This is a genomic window from Streptomyces sp. NPDC026246 (genome assembly GCF_055567995.1).
On the sequence record NZ_JBVHPJ010000001.1, the window covers coordinates 528,638 to 542,866 of the forward strand.

10 protein-coding genes are annotated in these 14,229 nt (G+C 71.6%); 4 read left to right on the top strand and 6 right to left on the bottom strand.

Annotation, left to right across the window (positions count from 1 at the left end; genetic code table 11):
- The first annotated feature begins 8 nt into the window (after positions 1-8).
- Entirely contained in the window at positions 9-1,040 is a 1,032-nt protein-coding gene (gene ligD, locus ACZ4M5_RS02280) for a non-homologous end-joining DNA ligase (protein WP_467732165.1), read from the top strand.
- Here ligD and ACZ4M5_RS02285 read toward each other — a convergent pair.
- Complete coding sequence (locus tag ACZ4M5_RS02285) at positions 1,027-3,219, bottom strand: OmpL47-type beta-barrel domain-containing protein (protein ID WP_467732167.1); 2,193 nt, start codon at positions 3,217-3,219, stop codon at positions 1,027-1,029. The two genes, ligD and ACZ4M5_RS02285, sit on opposite strands and share 14 nt — an antisense overlap.
- Complete coding sequence (locus ACZ4M5_RS02290) at positions 3,216-5,696, bottom strand: ThuA domain-containing protein (RefSeq protein WP_467732169.1); 2,481 nt, start codon at positions 5,694-5,696, stop codon at positions 3,216-3,218. The genes ACZ4M5_RS02285 and ACZ4M5_RS02290 overlap by 4 nt, the downstream gene beginning before the upstream one ends.
- 189 nt (positions 5,697-5,885) lie before the next feature.
- Between ACZ4M5_RS02290 and ACZ4M5_RS02295 the strand changes: the two genes are divergently transcribed.
- On the top strand, positions 5,886-6,896 hold the full coding sequence (locus ACZ4M5_RS02295; protein ID WP_369194888.1) for a multicopper oxidase domain-containing protein: 1,011 nt from the start codon (positions 5,886-5,888) through the stop codon (positions 6,894-6,896).
- Between the two features lie 316 nt (positions 6,897-7,212).
- Positions 7,213-8,247, top strand: a complete 1,035-nt coding sequence (locus ACZ4M5_RS02300; protein ID WP_467732171.1) for a LacI family DNA-binding transcriptional regulator — start codon at positions 7,213-7,215, stop codon at positions 8,245-8,247.
- Between the two features lie 10 nt (positions 8,248-8,257).
- Here ACZ4M5_RS02300 and ACZ4M5_RS02305 read toward each other — a convergent pair whose 3' ends face one another.
- The gene (locus tag ACZ4M5_RS02305; protein ID WP_467732173.1) at positions 8,258-9,043 is read right to left on the bottom strand and encodes a VOC family protein; all 786 of its coding nucleotides are present in this window, start codon (positions 9,041-9,043) and stop codon (positions 8,258-8,260) included.
- Positions 9,044-9,295: 252 nt separating this feature from the next.
- Here ACZ4M5_RS02305 and ACZ4M5_RS02310 point away from each other — a divergent pair, with 252 nt between their 5' ends.
- On the top strand, positions 9,296-9,541 hold the full coding sequence (locus tag ACZ4M5_RS02310) for a WhiB family transcriptional regulator (protein ID WP_467732175.1): 246 nt from the start codon (positions 9,296-9,298) through the stop codon (positions 9,539-9,541).
- A gap of 115 nt (positions 9,542-9,656) precedes the next feature.
- Here ACZ4M5_RS02310 and ACZ4M5_RS02315 read toward each other — a convergent pair whose 3' ends face one another.
- The 3 genes from ACZ4M5_RS02315 to ACZ4M5_RS02325 form a co-directional block, all read right to left on the bottom strand.
- Complete coding sequence (locus ACZ4M5_RS02315; RefSeq protein ID WP_467732177.1) at positions 9,657-10,634, bottom strand: acyl-ACP desaturase; 978 nt, start codon at positions 10,632-10,634, stop codon at positions 9,657-9,659.
- A gap of 196 nt (positions 10,635-10,830) precedes the next feature.
- Entirely contained in the window at positions 10,831-11,607 is a 777-nt protein-coding gene (gene ddaH, locus ACZ4M5_RS02320) for a dimethylargininase (RefSeq protein WP_467732179.1), read from the bottom strand.
- 143 nt (positions 11,608-11,750) lie between these two features.
- Positions 11,751-14,123, bottom strand: a complete 2,373-nt coding sequence (locus ACZ4M5_RS02325) for an Orn/Lys/Arg family decarboxylase (RefSeq protein ID WP_467732181.1) — start codon at positions 14,121-14,123, stop codon at positions 11,751-11,753.
- Between the last annotated feature and the right edge of the window lie 106 nt (positions 14,124-14,229).

The window sequence follows — 14,229 nt, forward strand, 5'->3', positions numbered from 1 at the left end:
TGGCTCGCATGGGTGACGCGGTGGAACTGGAGGTCGACGGCCGGACCGTACGGCTGTCCAGCCCGGACAAGATCTTCTTCCCCGAGCGCGGCTTCACCAAGCTCGACCTCGCCCGCTACTACATCGCCGTCGGCCCCGGCATCCTGCGCGCCCTGCGCGACCGGCCGACCACCCTGGAGCGCTACCCCGAGGGCGTGAGCGGGGAGAACTTCTTCCAGAAGCGGGCGCCGAAGAACATGCCCGACTGGATCCCGACCGCGCACATCACCTTCCCCAGCGGCCGCAGCGCCGACGAGATGTGCCCCACCGAGCCGGGAGCCGTGGTCTGGGCCGCCCAGTTCGGCACCCTCACCTTCCACCCCTGGCCGGTCCGCCGCGACGACGTCGACCACCCGGACGAGCTCCGCATCGACCTCGACCCGCAGCCGGGCACCGATTACGACGACGCCGCCCGGGCCGCCCACGAACTGCGGGCGGTGCTGGAGGAGTTCGGCGGCCTGCGCGGCTTCCCGAAGACCTCCGGCGGCCGTGGCCTGCACGTCTTCGTGCCCATCGAACCACGCTGGACCTTCACCCAGGTCCGCCGCGCGGCCATCGCCGTCGGCCGGGAGATGGAACGCCGCATGCCGGAGCAGGTCACCATCAAGTGGTGGAAGGAGGAGCGGGGGAAGCGGATCTTCATCGACTACAACCAGACGGCCCGCGACCGCACGATCGCCTCCGCCTACTCCGTGCGCCCCCGCCCGCACGCCCCCGTCTCGGCGCCCCTGCGCTGGGAGGAGGTCGGGGTGGCGCACCCGCAGGACTTCGACCTCGCGACCATGCCCGCGCGCTTCGCCGAACTCGGCGACGTGCACGCGGACATGGACGACCACCGCTACTCGCTGGAGGCCCTGCTCGACCTCGCCCGCCGCGACGAGCACGACCACGGACTGGGCGACCTGCCGTACCCGCCCGAGTATCCGAAGATGCCGGGGGAGCCCAGACGGGTACAGCCGAGCAGGGCCAGGAAGACCTCTGGAGGGCCTACAGCTCCTTGATCCGGATGTCGCGGTACGAGACCACGTCCGTCGTGCCGTGCACCTGGAGCCCGATGTAACCGGAGGCGAAGCGCCGCCCGTCCGTGCCCGGGTCGTCCGAGCGCGGTGGAGTGAACTCCTGGCCGCCGGTGTTGTCGAACTCGTTGATCAGCACGCCGTTGCGGAAGACCGAGTAGTGCTGGCCCTCCACCCGGATCTCGTAGTCGTTCCAGGTGCCCTTCTGCGTCACGCCCGCGCCGGCCAGGCCCACGCGGTCGAACCCGTAGAGCGAGCCCGTCTTGTACATGTCGCCGTCGGGCCGGTCGAACACCTGCACCTCGTGCCCGTACTTGATGGCGACCCACTCGGGCCGGGACTCCTCCGGGTGGTCGTGGACCCACGGGAAGCGCACGAACACCCCGGCGTTGGCGTTGCCGGTGCCGGGTGCGTCGTCACGCCACTGGAGCTTCAGCGAGAAGTCGCCGTACTTGCGCTGCGGGAACCACAGCATGCCCATCCCGGGCGTCGTGGTGCTGGAGGTGATCGCTCCGTCCGGCTTCAGCGCGAACGAACCGCCGCCCACCTGCTGCCACTTGGCGAGGGACTCCGCCGTGCCGTCGAACAGCGCCCGGTAGCCCTCGGTCTGCCCCGGCTTGCCGATGCCCGACTGGCGGGCGGCCTTGCGGATCGCCCTGGACTCCCGCTGGTCGATGACGCCTTCCTTCAACAGCGCGTCCAGGACGGAGTCCACGTGCTTGAGGAACAGCGCCTGGGACGTCCACTCCTTCTCGTCCTCGATCAGTTCACCGATCCGGCACCGGTTGTCGGTGACCCGGTTGCGCACCCCCGAGTCGACCGTGCCGACGATCACCGTCAGCCGCTCGTCGTACTCGGGGCAGTCGGGCGCCGGGACCTGCCCGGAGACGACGGTGAAGGACACCGTGCGGGCCGCCGCGGTGTTGCCGGCCTTGTCCGTGGCGCGGTACGCCACGGTGTGCGCGCCGGCCCGGTCCACCACCACCGGCGCCGAGTACGCGAGGTAGGGACCGCCGTCGAGCGAGTACTCGATCCGCTCGACGCCCGAGCCGTGCTCGTCGGTCGCCGTGACGGTCACCCGGGCGCTGTTGACGTACGCGCCCGCGGAGTTCTTCGTGCCCTCCACGCTCACACCCGTCACCGGCGCGGTGGTGTCCTGCGGCGGCGCCGCGACCACGGTGAACCGCACGCTCTTCTCCGCCGCCACGTTGCCCGCCTTGTCGGTGGCGCGGTAGCGGACGGTGTGCGTGCCGACCTGGTGCACCATGACGGGCGCGGTGTACGCCTGCCAGGCCCCCGAACCCACCGCGTACTCGATGGTGTTCACCCCGGAGCCGGTGTCGGACGCCGAGACGGTGACCGTCGCCATGTCGATGTAGGCACCGTTCGCGTCGCGCTCACCACTGACGGTCGCCGAGGTCTCCGGCGCGGTGGTGTCGTCCGACTGCGGCGCCACCACCGTGAACCCGGCGCTCTTCTCGGCGGAGACGTTCCCCGCCTTGTCGAACGCGCGGTAGCGGACCGTGTGGCTGCCGACCTGGTCGACGACGACCGGCGCGGTGTACGGCTGCCAGGCACCCGTCTCGCCGATCGCGTACTCGATCCGGTCCAGGCCGGAGCCGCCCTCGTCGGTGGCGTGCAGGGCCACGCTCGCCGAACCGACGTACTCGCCCTGCGCGTTCTGCGTGCCGCTCACGTGCGCCGACGCCTCGGGCGCGGTGGTGTCCTCGCCGGTGCCCTCGGTCACCGTCAGGATGCCCTGCATCTGGCCGTGGCCGGGGATCGTGCAGTGGTAGAAGTACCGGCCGGGCGTGAGCGTGACCTGGGCGGTGTGCTTGCCGCCCTCGGCGTCGTTGGGGTTGGCCAGGATGTTGAGTTGTACGTCGCTGTTGAACTCGGGGTCGCTGGTCACGAACGTCAGCGTGTGCGGCATGCCCGTGGTGTTCCCGGTCGCCGCGCTGTTCTCGAAGACGATCGTCGCGGCCCCGGCGACCGCGGTCGTGGGCGCCGAGGCGTACTTGTCGATGGCGTCGCCGGCGGTCCAGGTCAGGACCTGCTCGGCGGCCTCCTTCGCGGGCTGCCCGGCGGCGGGCAGCGCCTGCACGCCGAGCATCATCAGCAGGGCTGCCAGCAGCGCGGCCCAGACTCTCCGTGCGTGCATCATTCGGTCCCCCTCGCCAGCCGACCGGCGGCCGGGGTCGGTCCGCCGCCCTTGTAGGTGACCCGCCACAGGGCCGACTTGGAGTCCGAGGTGAAGAAGCCGCGCCCGTAGTCGAGGACGTAGAGCGCGCCGTCCGGACCGAACTTCCAGTCCATCAGGTTCTTGATGCCGTCGTTGCCGATCGGCACGATCTTCTTCAGCGACTCCGAGTGCACCGGCAGACCGCCGTCACCCTGCGTCTTCGGGTCCATGACCACCGCGTTGCGCGGCTGGTCGGCGTCGTAGAAGTCGCCGACGAACCACTTGCCGTCCCAGTACGCGGGCCACTTCACGGCACTGTCCGCCGCGACCTTGCCGTACCGGTAGACCGGCCCGTTCATGGCCGCCTGCCCGCCGCCCTTGAGCCAGGGCAGCTTGTAGGTGGCCTCCGCCGCCTTGTACGAGGGCACGCCGTTCGCGTCCCGCGGGAAGTCCGGGGCGCCCCCCGAGGGCGAGTACCAGATGTTGTTGCCCGTCACCGGCGGCAGGTTGACCAGGCCGTCGTTGTTCGGCGACTCGTTCTTCGGGTGATCGCAGTCGTACCAGCCCAGCGGCTTGGACGGGTCCGGCAGATTGCGGTCCCGGTAGGGCTGCTTGTTGCCCATGCAGTACGGCCAGCCGCGGTTGCTCGCCTTGGTGATGACGGCGAACGTGTCGTACTTGGCCGGGCCCCAGGTCGTCGAGGGCGCGCTCGCGTCCGGGCCGACCCAGCCCGCGTACAGCACGTCCGTCGACTTGTCGACGGAGATGCGCGCCGGATTGCGCACGCCCATCACGTAGATCTCGCCGCGGGTCTTGCCGCCGCCCTCGTCGGTCTCCTCGCCCGTGAAGAGGTTGCCCTCGGGCAGCGTGTAGGTGCCGTCCGGCTCCGGGTGGATGCGCAGGATCTTGCCGTTGAGGTTGTTGGTGTTGCCCGCGGTGCGGCGCGCGTCCGCGAAGGACACGCCCTTGTAGTTGGGCTCCGGGTTGTTGCCCGAGTAACCGCCGCTGAAGCCACTGGAGTTGTTGTCACCGGTGGCGATGTACAGGTTGCCCTTGGAGTCCCAGGCCATCCCGCCGCCCGCATGGCAGCAACTGTGGATCTGCACCGGCCACTTCAGCAGCACCTTCTCGCTGGACAGGTCCAGTTTGTTCGTGGCCTGGTCGAGCGTGAACCGGGAGACGCGGCGCTCGGCCATCCGCCTGTCACGGTCGATGCGCGAGTGCGGCGTGTAGTGCAGGTACACCCAGCCGTTCTGCTCGAACCTCGGATCCAGTTCGATGCCGAGCAGCCCCTCCTCGACCTTGACCAGTTCGTCGCCGCCGCCCTTGTTGCCGAAGACGTCGAGCGCGCCGGCCAGCGTGACCCGCCCGGTCTTCGGGTCCCAGACGTGGATCTCGCCCTTGCCCTTGCCGATGGCGGGGTCGTTCCAGTCGGTGACCACCGGCTGCGAGGAGTCCGCTCCGCCCCGGCCGATGTAGAAGACCCGGCCGTCGGGGGCGGTGACCAGTCCGTGCGGCTCACCGATCTGGTCGTTCTGCCCGGGCTGGTTGGGCTTGGTGAGGCGCTCGGCCGCGTAGTTGGCGTTGATGGTCGCCTTGCAGTCGGCCTGCTCCAGCCGGGTGGTCCACATCAGCGCACCGCGCAGATGGGCGCGGAAGTCCGCCTCGTCGTAGGACGACACCGTGCCGCCCATGCCGGTGTAGAAGGAGCGCCCGCCGTCGTAGTCCCGGCACCAGCTGACCGGGTGGTCCCAGCCGTTGGCGCCGGTGCCCGGCTGGTACGTCGACTCCCGTACCCGGGCCACCGTGTGGACCTCACCCGAGGGGTTCTTGGCCCAGTTGAGCCACTTGTCGGGACGCTTCCACTGCACCGGGAGCTCCTGGGTGGCCGGGTGGCGGCGGTCGCCGACCTCCACGGTCGCCCGCTGCACCGACGCCGGGCTCGACGCGGCCGGCCGTGCCCCGACCAGACCGGTGAACCAGTCCGAGTACGGCTCCGCGCGTGCCGCGTCGTGGATGCCGACGAACCCGCCGCCGGCCTCCATGTAGGCCTCCAGGCCCGCCTCCTGCTCCGCGTCAAGGACGTCGCCCCCGCCGGTCAGGAAGACGACCGCGTTGAAGCGGCCCAGCTTCTTGCCGTTGGTGAACACCGAGGCGTCGTCGGTGGCTTGCACCGCGAAGCGGCGGTCCGCCGGTCCCGACAGCCCGATGTCCTCGATGGCCTCGATCCCGGCGTTCACCACCGGGGACTCCTCCCCGGCCGCGGCGGAACCGTGGAAGATCAGCACTCGTACGTTCGCGCCGCCCGGAGGCGACTTGATCGACATCGTTGTCAACGGTGGTTCGGGGAACGGGCGCGCGTTCGCCGCGGGTCCGGACAGAAGTCCGGCGGTCACGGCGGCGGCGGCCACCGAGGCCGCCCAGACGCGTCTTCTCTTGCTCGCCCCTCGCAAGTGCATGGGCACCTCCTCGGTCACAGCAACACCGCCAAGGAAGCTAGACCCCTTTGCCCGCCCCGCCAATACCTATGACCAGGATGGAACCAACTTTGTCTTGAGTGTGGATAAACGACGGCGCGGCCGGTACCGTCTCACCGGTTCATCTCAGGTACGCCTCCGTAAATGCCTTACCAGTGTGGGGAGTTCCGCATGGACAGACGCAGCTTCAACCGGCGGGTCCTGCTGGGCGGCGCGGCCGTCGCGACATCGTTGTCCGTGGCGCCGGAGGCCCTCAGTGCCGACAAGCCGGCGAAGACGGCCCCCGCCGGGGGTGAGGTGAGGCGCATCAAGCTGTACGCCGAGAAGCTGGCGGACGGTCAGATGGGCTACGGCCTGGAGAAGGGCAAGGCGAGCATCCCGGGGCCGCTGATCGAGCTCAACGAGGGCGACACGCTCCACATCGAGTTCGAGAACACCATGGACGTCGCGGTGAGCCTGCACGTCCACGGCCTCGACTACGAGATCACCAGCGACGGCACCAAGCTGAACCGCAGTCACGTCGAGCCGGGCGGCACGCGCACCTACACCTGGCGCACCCACGCCCCCGGCCGCCGCAAGGACGGCACCTGGCGCTCGGGCAGCGCGGGCTACTGGCACTACCACGACCACGTCGTGGGCACGGAGCACGGTACGCAAGGGCTGCAGAAGGGCCTGTACGGCCCGGTCATCGTCCGCCGCAAGGGCGACGTCCTGCCCGACCGGACGCACACCGTCGTCTTCAACGACATGCGCATCAACAACAAGGCGCCGCACTCCGGACCGAACTTCGAGGCCACGGTGGGTGATCGCGTCGAGTTCGTGGTGATCACGCACGGCGAGTTCTACCACACGTTCCACATGCACGGTCACCGCTGGGCGGACAACCGCACCGGCATGCTGACCGGCCCGGAGGACCCCAGCCAGGTGATCGACAACAAGATCACCGGCCCGGCCGACTCCTTCGGCTTCCAGGTGATCGCGGGGGAGGGGGTCGGCGCCGGTGCCTGGATGTACCACTGCCATGTGCAGAGCCACTCCGACATGGGGATGGTGGGCCTGTTCCTGGTGAAGAAGCCGGACGGCACGATCCCCGGTTACGACCCGCACGACCACGGCCCGGAGCCCGACGACGGAGACGGGCACGAGCACGGCGCCGCCGCTGGAGGCGAGCACGAGCACTGAGGGCGCGGGAGCGCGGCACGGGCTTCCCGGGGCGGTGGGCGTTGCCCGGGCGGAGGTGCGGAGGGTTGCGGGCATGACCGGCCAGGCCGCGGGCGGGCGTGGCGGCCCCGGCCGGTCGGCACCGGGCACGGGCGTGATCTCGAGGTCGCGCACACGGACCCGGACCGCGCGCACGGGTGCCTTCGGCGTGTGGGCGCGCGGGCGGGCGGCGGGGGCGTGCGGGCGGGGCAGGGGCGTCCGGGCTGGGGAGAGCGCTCTCACCGCGCATCGCGCCCGGGGCTATCCTGATCCGCAGCCGCAGAGAGGGAGCCCCGAAGTGACCGACACAGCGCCGCGTCCCACTCTGGAGGCCGTGGCCGCCCGGGCCGGGGTCTCGCGGGCCACCGTCTCACGCGTGGTCAACGGCGGGGACGGGGTGCGGGACGTCCTCGTCGAACGGGTCCGCAAGGCCGTGGAGGAACTCGGCTACGTGCCCAACCAGGCCGCCCGCTCCCTGGTGACCCGGCGGCACGACGCGGTGGCGGTGGTCGTCGCCGAACCGGAGACACGGGTCTTCGCCGACCCGTTCTTCGCGCTGCAGCTGCGCGGCATCAGCAAGGAACTCACCGCCCACGACAACCAGCTCGTGCTGCTGCTCACCGAGGGCCGCGACGACCACGCCCGGGTCGGCCGGTACCTCGCCGGTGGACACGTCGACGGCGCACTCGTCTTCTCGCTCCACCTCGACGACCCGCTGCCGGAGCTGATCCAGCGGGCGGGCGTGCCCACCGTCTTCGGCGGACGGCCCGGCTGGGGCGGCGACCGGCGGGACGTGGTCTACGTCGACAGCGACAACCGGGGCGGCGCCCGCGACGCCGTCCGCCACCTGGCGGGCCTCGGCCGCAGCCGTATCGCGCACATCACCGGGGCCCTCGACCAGACCTCGGCGGCCGACCGCCTCGACGGCTACCGCGACGTCATGGGGGACGCCGACCCGCGGCTGATCGCCGAGGCCGACTTCACCTACGCCGGTGGTGAGCGCGCCATGCGCGAACTCCTCGCCCGCTGCCCCGACGTGGACGCGGTGTTCGCCGCGAACGACCTCACCGCCTCCGGCGCGCTGCGCGTCCTGCGCGAGTCCGGCCGCCGCGTCCCCGACGACGTGGCCGTCATCGGCTTCGACGACATGCAGCCCATCGCGGAGCAGACCGATCCGCCCCTCACCACGGTCCGCCAGGACATCGAGGAGATGGGCCGGCTGATGGCCCGCCTGCTGCTGCGCGACCTGGACCGGGACGCCCCCCGCGAGGACGCCGGCCCGCCGTCCGGCGTGGTGCTCCCCACGACGCTGGTGCGGCGCGGGTCGGCCTAGCGCCGGTTCGTCAGCCCTCCGGCCGCTCGCTGCGGACCACAGCGAAACGGGCGCCGTACGGGTCGGCCAGCTTGGCCAGACGGCCGACACCGGGCACGTCGGTGGCCGGGACGCGGACCGTGCCGCCCCGTTCCCCGGTCCGCGCGACGACCGCGTCCGGGTCCGTCACCTCGAAGTACGGCAGCCAGTACGCCTGCTCCTCCGTCGGGTCCTCGGACAGCGGGACCACGCCGCCGAACATGGCCTCCTCGCCCTCCCCGGCCGGGCTGAACGTGGTGTAGGTGCCGCTCGGGAAGTCGACACCGCTGGTCTCCAGACCGAGGACCGCGTGGTAGAAGGCGGCCGTGGCGGGGACGTCGGCGGTGTACAGCTCGACCCAGCACAGCGAGCCGGGCTCCTGGACCGCCTCCAGGCCCTCGTTGCGGCCCGGCTGCCACAGCCCGAAGGACACCCCGGCCTGATCGGTCAGGATCGCCATGCGGCCCAGGTCCTGGACGTCCATGGGCTGCACCAGGACCCCGCCGCGCTTCTGCTCGGCCGCCCGGGCCGTGGCGTCCGCGTCCGGCGCCTGGAAGTACACCGTCCAGGAGGGCGGTCCCTGCTCCGCGGTGGTCTGCATCCCCCCGGCGGCCGTCCGCCCGCCGAGCCGGAAGAGCCCGTACCCGCCGACCTCCGGCCCGCCCGGCTGGAACCGCCAGCCGAACAGATCGCCGTAGAAGGCCGCCGCGCCCTCGATGTCCGGCACGCCGAGATCGATCCAGTTGGGAGAGCCGGTGACATAACGGGTGGTGAGCATCCTCGCCCTCCTCGCACAGGGGCCCGTTCGCCTGCACTGCCGAGTCTGGCACCGCCCGCGGCCCGGCGCCGCCGGAACGCCGCCGATCCGCGCGCCGGGCGCCGGCCTCGTCCGCCCGGGTGACGCGCCGCTCCGCGTGCCGCCGTGCACGCGGGCGTCCGCGCGGGCAGCATCGAGGCGGCCCGGGGCCCGTGAACGAGGTGTTGATCCCGCGTTGATCGAACGTTTTTCGCCTGCCGCGAGGCTCGGGCCATGCACATCGACACGATGACCACGCCCGAACTCGCCTGGCAGCAGGAGGCGCTGTGCGCGCAGACGGGGGCGGACTTCTTCTTCCCCGAACCGGGAAGCTCGGTGCGCGAGGCGAAGCGGATCTGCGGCATGTGCCCGATCCGCACGGCCTGCCTGGAGTACGCGATGGCCCACGACGAGCGCTTCGGTGTCTGGGGCGGCCTGTCGGAGAAGGAGCGCCTGGAGCTGCGGCGCGTGGCGCGGTGACCGCGCGGCACCCTCTGTGCGGCGCGTGCCCGGCGTGCTGCGTGAGCCCCGCACGCGGGCGGGGCCCGGCCGCTCGTGGCGGCCGGGCCCTGCCGGGACGGTGCGCGGTGCGTCGTCAGGCGCCGGCGCGGGCGGCCATACGGGCCTTGCGCGCGGCCAGCTTCTCGTCGAACTTGGCCGCCTCGGAGTCGAGGCCGCGCATGTACAGACCGAGCTCCTCCTGCGCCTTGCGGCCCTCCGGGCCCAGTCCGTCGATCTCCATGATCTTCAGGAAGCGCAGCACGGGCTGCAGCACGTCGTCGTGGTGGATGCGCAGGTTGTAGACCTCGCCGATCGCCATCTGCGCGGCGGCCCGCTCGAAGCCGGGGATGCCGTGTCCGGGCATGCGGAAGTCGACCACCACGTCCCGTACGGCCTGCATCGTCAGATCGGGCGCCAGCTCGAAGGCCGCCTTGAGCAGATTGCGGTAGAAGACCATGTGCAGGTTCTCGTCGGTCGCGATCCGGGCCAGCATGCGGTCGCAGACCGGGTCGCCGGACTGGTGTCCGGTGTTGCGGTGCGAGATGCGGGTGGCCAGCTCCTGGAAGGCGACGTAGGCGATCGAGTGCAGCATCGAGTGGCGGTTGTCCGACTCGAAGCCCTCGCTCATGTGGGACATGCGGAACTGCTCCAGCTTGTCCGGGTCCACGGCGCGCGAGGTGAGCAGGTAGTCGCGCATCACGATGCCGTGCCGGCCCTCCTCGGCGGTCCAGCGGTGCACCCAGGTGCCCCAGGCGCCGTCCCGGCCGAACAGGCTGGCGATCTCGTGGTGATAGCTGGGCAGGTTGTCCTCGGTCAGCAGGTTGACGACCAGCGCGATACGGCCGATCTCGGTGACCTTCGACTGCTCCTTCTCCCAGGCCTGGCCGTCCTCGAAGAGACCGGGGAAGTTGCGTCCGTCGCTCCAGGGGACGTACTCGTGCGGCATCCAGTCCTTGGCGATCTTCAGATGCCGGTTGAGTTCTGTCTCGACCACTTCCTCCAAGGCGTACAGCAGCTGAGCGTCGGACCAGGCGCCGGCGGGGCTGCCGAGATGGGGAGCGGTGATCGTCATGGACTCTCCAGGGGGACGTGCGAACGTGCGGACGAGCGGTGAGCGGAAACCTACGGCATCGTAGGCTACGTCGCCGTAGGTTACGAAGCCGTAGGTTAAGACCCTCGTAAAGGTCGCTGATCAGCGGTGTCGCCCAGGTGTGTGCCCGGCTTCCGGATGCGCAGGTCGGCGGCCCGGCGGACGGCGCGTCACCGGATCAGACGTACAGCTCCCGCAGCCGCACCGAGAGGCAGGTCACACAGCCTTCCAGCTTCTCGAACTCGCTGATGTCCACGACGACCGGTTCGTACCCGAGGTCGGCGAACAGCTCCGCGGTCTTCGGCGCGCTGGCCGCCATCAGCAGCTTGTCCCCGCCGAGCAGCACCACGTGGGCCCCGGCCTCCTCCGGCACGGGCAGGAAGCGGCCGAACAGGGAGGGCGCGTCCATCTTGGGGATGTGCCCGATCACCGTGCCGTCGGGCAGCGCCGTGACCGCGGTCTTCAGGTGCAGCACCTTGCTCACCGGCACGGACACGACCCGCGCGCCGAGCGGCTCGAACGCGGCGCGCAGCTGCTGGACCCCGGCGGCGTTGGTGCGGCCGCCCCGGCCGACGTACACCGTGTCGCCGATCTTCAGGACGTCGCCGCCCTCCAGCGTGCCCGGGTCCCAGACCCAGTTCACCGAGCAGCCCAGACCGGCCACGGCCTCCTCGACACCGGCGGTCTCGTCCCGCCGCGACTCCGCGCCCGGGCGGGTGATCAGGGCGACGTTGCGGTACATGACCACCGTGTCCTCGACGAACACCGCGTCCGGGCAGTCGTCGGCCGGCTCGACCTCGACGGTCTCCCAGCCGTGCGTGCGCAGGGCCGCCACGTACGCCTCCCACTGCTGCACCGCGAGGTCGGCGTCGACGGGTTCCCGCTCGATGTGCGTCACCAGCCCTTCGGCGAGACGCGGGCCGGGACGGCGGACGAGGGCCTTCTTGCTGGGCACGAGGACGACTCCGTATCGGATGGGACGTGTGGACCGCACCGAGGGAGTTCCCTGGATCGGCCGGAACCCGACGTGCGTCGGCCGACCATCATGCAGGGCGGAGGGCGGGGAGGACAGCCCCGGCCCCGCCGCCCTGTCCGCCGTCAGCCCACCGGCTCGGCGTCCTGGGCGTCCCGCCGCTGGGCCGGAGCCGAGGTGGCGCCGGTCGCGGCGGGCTCGGGGGCGCGCAGGCACTCGATGAGGTAGTCGCCGGTGTCGGGGTCCCGCGTCACGCCGTGCGTCTCGCTGCCGAAGCCGGGGAAGCGCCGGTCGAAGGACTCCAGGGCGCTCAGGTACCGCAGGAGCGGTCCGTCGGCCGTGCCGACGCTCTCGCCGGGCATGAGGACGGGGATGCCGGGCGGGGTGACGGTCACCATCGCCGCGGCGACCCGGCCCGGCGTGTCGGCCAGGCGCAGCCGCTCCGTGCCGCCGCGGATCAGCCGCTGGTAGCACTGCTGCGGTGGGGCGACCGGCTCCGGCAACTGCTGGAAGGCCGTGTCGAGGAGCTCGACCAGGCGGGAGGCGCGCAGCTGCTCGTGCATCTCCTGGCACAGGTCCCGCAGCGTCAGCCCGGCGTAGCGGCGCGGGTGCTCGGCGACGAGGGCGGGGAGCACCCGGTCGAGCGGGACGTCCCCGTCGTAGAGGTCCTTGAAGTCCATCAGGGCGTCGAGCAGCGTGCCCCACTTGCCCTTGGTGATGCCCATGGAGAACAGCACCAGGGTGGTGTAGCTGTCGGTCTTCTCCACCACGATGCCCCGCGTGGCCAGATACGCGGTGAGCACCCGGGCCGGAATGCCCTGCCCCGCCAGCTCGCCGGTGGCGCCGATGCCCGGGCAGGTCAGGGTCACCTTGATCGGGTCGAGCATGCAGTACCCGTCGGTCAGCCCCGGGAAGCCGTGCCAGTCCGCCCCCGGTTCCAGGTGCCAGCAGGACGGCTCGGTCCGCAGCAGCTCGGCCGGTGCCTCGTCGAAGGGCAGGCGCGCCCCGGTGGCCGGGTCGGTCACCTCGCCGGGCTGCCAGACCCCGAAGAACCACGCCGGCCGGTCGCCCGCGGCCGCGATGCGGCGCCCGATGCGCACCATCTCCTGGCGGAAGCGGACCGCCTCCGTGACGGCCTCGTCGACCAGCCACTGCCCCTGCGGTCCGTCCATCATCGCCGTGGCGACGTCCAGGGAGGCGATCATCGGGTACAGCGGCGAGGTGGTGCCGTGCATCATCAGCGCCTCGTTGAACCGGTCGTGCTCCACCGGCGCCCGCGGGCCGGGCCTGACGTGCACCATCGCGGCCTGGGACAGCGCCGCCAGCAGTTTGTGCGTCGACTGGGTGGCGAAGATCGTGGGCCGGTCGGGCCCGGGGAAGCTGTCCTCGTCGACGGACATGCCGTAGCGCCCCGCGTAGAGCGGGTGGAAGCGGGCGTAGGCGAACCACGCCTCGTCGAAGTGCAGCCGGGGTGTGCCGGCCGCGAAGGCCCGGCCCGCGGCGCCGGCGTCGTAGCACAGCCCGTCGTAGGTGGAGTTGGTGAACACCGCGTACTGGGCGCGCGCGGACACCGCGTCCGCCGTGAGCGGGTTCGCCGCGATCCGCTCGGCCGCCGCCTCGATCTCGGCCGGGGGCAGCGGGCCCGCCAGGCCGTAGCCGTTGCGGGTCGGCACGAGGTACACCGGCCGGGCCCCGGAGACGACCAGGCCGTGCAGGACCGACTTGTGGCAGTTTCGGTCCACCTGGGCGATCTCGTCGCGGGTGACGCTGAAGTGCCCGACCATCCGGTTGCAGGTGGAGTCGCCGTGCAGCACGAAGTAGGTGCGGTCCGAGCCGAAGACCCGCGCGGCGTTGCGCTCCGCCTCGCCGATCGGCCCGGTGTGCTCGAACAGCGAGCCCAGTTCCTCCACGGAGATCGACAGGTCGCTGCGCAGCAGCCGTTCCCCGAAGTAGTCGTGGAACGCCCGTCCTACGGGCGACTTGAGGAAGGCGACGCCGCCGGAGTGGGCGGGGGTGTGCCAGGAGTACTCGTGCGCGTCGTCGAAGCGGCGCAGCGCTTTGAAGAACGGGGGGAGCAGGGCGTCCTGGTAGGCCCGCGCCGCGGTGGTGATCCGCCCGGCGATGAACGACGGGGTGTCCTCCAGGGGCCACACGTAGCCCACGACCGACTGCGAGACCCACAGCGGCAGCTCGCGCAGCTCCTCGTCCGCCATGACCAGGAACACCGGCAGGTCCCGGAAGCGGCGCCCGATGCCGCGCAGTACCGTCGCCCCGCCCGGCTCCTCCCCGGTGCCGGGCGCGAGGTCCCAGGCGACCAGCGCGGCGGCCAGCCGGGCCTCCGTCCTGAGCACCGCCTCGGCGTCGGCGGCGCTCGTCACCCAGCGCACCTGCGCGCCGCGGTCCCGGATCGCCTCGGCGATGCGCGCCAGCTGCCCGGCGGCGGCGCCCCCGTCCTGCGGGTGCTCCGCCACCGCCACCAGTACCGTGCCGCCGTCCATGCCGTCCCCCTGTCGTCGGTGGCCCGTGCCACCTCCCGACCAGTGTTCGCGCAGCCGCGTTCCTGATCGGCCGGTAGCCGCCCAAACCACCCCGACGGGGCACCGC